1 protein-coding gene is annotated in these 597 nt (G+C 67.3%); it reads left to right on the top strand.

Annotated features, from left to right (window positions below; translation table 11 throughout):
- On the top strand, positions 1 to 597 hold a 597-nt coding region (locus EOA29_RS39265; RefSeq protein ID WP_189479180.1), incomplete at both ends, for an FUSC family protein.

The following is a 597-nucleotide window of genomic DNA, read 5'->3' as shown; positions in this document are numbered from 1 at the left end:
GCCCTCGCGCGACCTCCGCCAGCCGGCGCTCGTCGTCCATCGCGACTATCATGCCGCCTGGCGCAACGCCGTTCGGGCGGGCCTTGCGACGCTGTTGGTCACGGCGTTCTGGCTGACGACCAAATGGTCTGAGGCAGCCGGCACCGTCATCCTCGTTGCCGTCGTCTCCAGCCTGTTCGCAGCACGTCCCGATCCGGTCCAGTCCGCCTGGGGCTTCTTCACGGGAACGCTGCTGGCACTGCCCTTCGCCTTCCTCGTCGGCCAGGTCGCCCTGCCGGCGCTGCCCGGCTTCGGCTGGTTCACGCTCTTTGTCGTGCCGATCCTGGTGCCGGCGGCGCTCGGCATGGCCAATCCGCGCCATGTCGGCGTCGCCACCGCCTTCGCCATCAACTTCCTCGCTTTCCTCAGCCCGCACCAGCTGATGACCTATGATCCCGGCCCGTTTTTTGCCGGATCGGCATCGATCCTGGTCGGCATCCTGATTGCCATCGGCGTCTTCATCGTCGTGCTGCCGGCAAATCCCTGGGTCACCGTCGAGCGCATCTCGCAGGCGATGCGAGAGGACCTGGCGCGCCTTTGCCTGCACGAGCGCATCCC

The sequence above is a fragment of the Mesorhizobium sp. M1E.F.Ca.ET.063.01.1.1 genome, from assembly GCF_003998155.1.
GTDB lineage: Bacteria > Pseudomonadota > Alphaproteobacteria > Rhizobiales > Rhizobiaceae > Mesorhizobium.
The sequence above is the reverse complement of the archived record's forward strand: the minus strand, read 5'-3'. Positions and strand labels throughout refer to the sequence as shown.